The sequence below is a fragment of the Streptomyces antimicrobicus genome, assembly GCF_020532625.1.
GTDB lineage: Bacteria > Actinomycetota > Actinomycetes > Streptomycetales > Streptomycetaceae > Streptomyces > Streptomyces antimicrobicus.
On sequence record NZ_JAJAUY010000250.1, the window covers coordinates 1 to 3164 of the forward strand.

At 72.1% G+C, this 3164-nt stretch carries 2 protein-coding genes; one reads left to right on the forward strand and one right to left on the reverse strand.

Going from position 1 to position 3164, the window contains the following annotated elements; genetic code table 11:
- Nucleotides 1-230: 230 nt before the first annotated feature.
- Complete coding sequence (locus LG632_RS29805) at nucleotides 231-581, reverse strand: hypothetical protein (protein ID WP_374203642.1); 351 nt, start codon at nucleotides 579-581, stop codon at nucleotides 231-233.
- 346 nt (nucleotides 582-927) lie between these two features.
- Here LG632_RS29805 and LG632_RS29810 point away from each other — a divergent pair.
- A partial coding sequence (locus tag LG632_RS29810) for a sensor histidine kinase (protein ID WP_226731046.1) occupies nucleotides 928-3164 on the forward strand: 2237 nt, incomplete at its 3' end.

Genomic DNA, 3164 nt, shown 5'->3' on the forward strand with positions numbered 1-3164 from the left:
CGGGGGCTCCGGGTGGGGGTGGTCGGGACTGCATGATTTATGGCGGTCCGGCTGGTTCTGTCCCTGAGGGTGGGGTGACGCCACACATCACGCTTTACGTCCCGACCACCCCCACCCTGCGCCCCCGCCCCTGGGCCCGGAGCGCTATGGGGGCTTCGCCGTTCGCGTGTTCCACCCGTGGTGCGGCGGGTCCCGGCGTTCGGTTCGGGGGCCCGGCCCCCGTGGCGGCGTCAGGCGCGGCGGAGTTGTTCGCCTCGGGGTGGGCGGGCCGTGCTGCTGGGTTCCGAGAGGACTCCGTTGCGTTGGATCCACGTCTGGCGGGTGATCCAGACGTCCAGGACGGACCAGGTGGCCACCACCGTCATGGCGATGCCGAACAGGACCGTCGGGAACGCCAGCCAGGAGGTGGTCAGGGTCAGGAAGAAGGCGATGTTCGCCTCGGTCAGCGTCAGGGCCACCAGGACCACCGCCCGGACCGCCGCATGGCGCACCGGATCCGGAAGGCGGCGCCGGCGGGCCGGCTCCTCGACCCACAGCGGGCGCCGCCCCCCGGCGCCCAGGTCGTCGTAGCTGTTCTTCATGCCTGGCTCACTCCCCACACGGCGGTCTGCCATGCGCTCACGATCGGAAGGACGCTCGAAAGCCGTTCGGGATTCCCGTCCAAGATGCCGGAACGAAGAATTCCAGCCATCCATTCCGCTACGGGCACTGACGTCGCACCAGGTGTCATGTGCCACATAACGGGCCGCAGTTGGCGGGACCTAACGGACAACTGGTGATCTTCGCTCGCCGCCCCGGCCGAAAACGTCCGGACAGGTCTTCGAGTGGACTCGGCGTCAGTAGTAGGCTCACGCCGTTTCATTGACGTCGACTGACGGAACACCGACCCCCAACAGCGGGGTGGAGCTGGGGGAGGCTGGGGAGGCCATGCGCTTTCGCGGGAAGTCGATCCGCCGGAAGATCGTGGCGTTGCTGCTGGTGCCGCTCGTCTCCCTGACCGCCCTGTGGGGCTTCGCCACCGTCATCACCGGCCGCCAGGCCCTCCAACTCCTCGACGTCGCCTACGTCATCGACAAGGTCGGCTATCCTGTCGAGGACGTCGTGCGCGTCATCCAGAAGGAGCGCCGCCAGACCCTCGTCGTGCTCGGCGACCCGACCGTGGCCGCCGCCACCGCCGAACTCACCAAGCGGCGCGCCGAGACGGACGAGATCGTCCGGCGGATCAGCGCCAACGCCAAGGACCCCGAGGTCGTCGACGAGCTCAGCGCCGACGCCCTGCGCCGGCTGCGCTCCATCCTGGACGCCTTCCACGGCATCGACGCCCTGCGCCACTCCGTCGACCAGACCCGCCTCGACCCCAGCCAGGCCCTGGAGCTCTACAACCGGCTCGTCGACCCCTGTTACGACTTCCTGCAGAACCTCCACGCGCTGGAGGACGTGCAGATGGACAAGGAGGGCCGGGCCCTCGTCGGCATCACCCGTGCCCGCGAGGCCCTCTCGCGCGAGGACGCCGTGGTCGCCTCCGCGCTCGCCGCCCGCAACGTCAGCGCCACCGACCTGCGCCGGCTCTCCGACCACATGGCCAACCGGCAGATGCTGTACCAGATCAACCTCGGCATCCTCCCGGCCGACGACCGCGTGCTGTTCGAGCAGTACTGGTCGGGCCCGCAGACCAAGCCGCTGCGCGACGCGGAGGAGAAGCTGCTCGCGGCCGGCCCGGGCAAGAACCCGAAGCTGACCGCCCGGCAGTGGGACGACGCGGTCACCCACGTCCTGGACGAGGTCGCCGCGATGGGCACCGCGGCCGGCGACCGCTACCAGGAACGCGTCGAGCCCGTCGCCATGGACGTCCTGCTCAAGGCCGCCGTCGCCGGCATCCTCGGTTTCGCCGCCCTGATCGTGTCCCTGGTGCTGTCCATCCGCATCGGCAGCGAGCTGATCCGCGACCTGTCCCGGCTGCGCAAGGAGGCCCACGAGGCCTCCGGCGTGCGGCTGCCCGGGGTGATGCGGCGCCTGGCCGCGGGCGAGCAGGTGGACATCGAGACCGAGGCGCCCCGCCTGGAGTACGAGAAGGACGAAGTCGGCCAGGTCGGCCAGGCCCTCAACACCCTTCAGCGCGCCGCCGTCGAGGCCGCCGTCAAGCAGGCCGAGCTGCGCCGCGGCGTCTCCGAGGTGTTCGTCAACCTCGCCCGCCGCAACCAGGTCCTGCTGCACCGCCAGCTCACCCTGCTCGACACCATGGAGCGGCGCACCGAGGACGCCGAGGAGCTCGCCGACCTCTTCCGCCTCGACCACATGACCACCCGCATGCGCCGCCACGCCGAGGGCCTGGTGATCCTCTCCGGAGCGGCGCCCTCCCGCCAGTGGCGCAAGCCCGTGCAGCTGATGGACGTCGTCCGCGCCGCCGTCGCCGAGGTCGAGGACTACGAGCGCATCGAGGTACGCCGGCTGCCCCGGCTCGGCATCACCGGCCCGGCCGTCGCCGACATCACCCACCTCGTCGCCGAACTCCTGGAGAACGCCACGGTGTTCTCCCCGCCGCACACGGCGGTCCAGGTGCACGGCGAGCGGGTCGCCAACGGCTTCACCCTGGAGATCCACGACCGGGGCCTCGGCATGACGCCCGAGTCGCTGCTCGACGCCAACCTGCGGATCGCCGACTCGCCCGAGTTCGCGCTGTCCGACACCGACCGGCTCGGCCTGTTCGTGGTCAGCCGCCTCGCCCAGCGCCACAGCGTGAAGGTCTCCCTCCAGCCCAGCCCGTACGGCGGCACGACCGCGGTCGTCTTCCTGCCCGCGGCCCTGCTCACCGACGCCCCCGAGACCAACGGAACCGGCCTGCGCCTCGACGGCCCCGACCGCTCCCGGCGGCCCGCCCCGGCCGCGGTCACCGGTCGCCCGGCCGGCCGCTCCAGCGGGCGCGGAAACGGTACGGCACGCCAGCGGCCGGTCCCCGCCGCCCTGCTGGACGGACCCGTGGAACTGGAGCCCCCGCTCAGCGTCCTCGGCCTCGACGACCCGGCCACCGACGACGTCCCGGCGCTGGCCGGTGTCCGCCCGCCCATGGCGAGCCTGGACGACGAGACGCCGCCCGGCGGCACCCCGCGCGCCCTGCTGGGCCTGCGCCCCGCCGAGGCCGGCCGGGCCGACACCGGGCCCGCCGC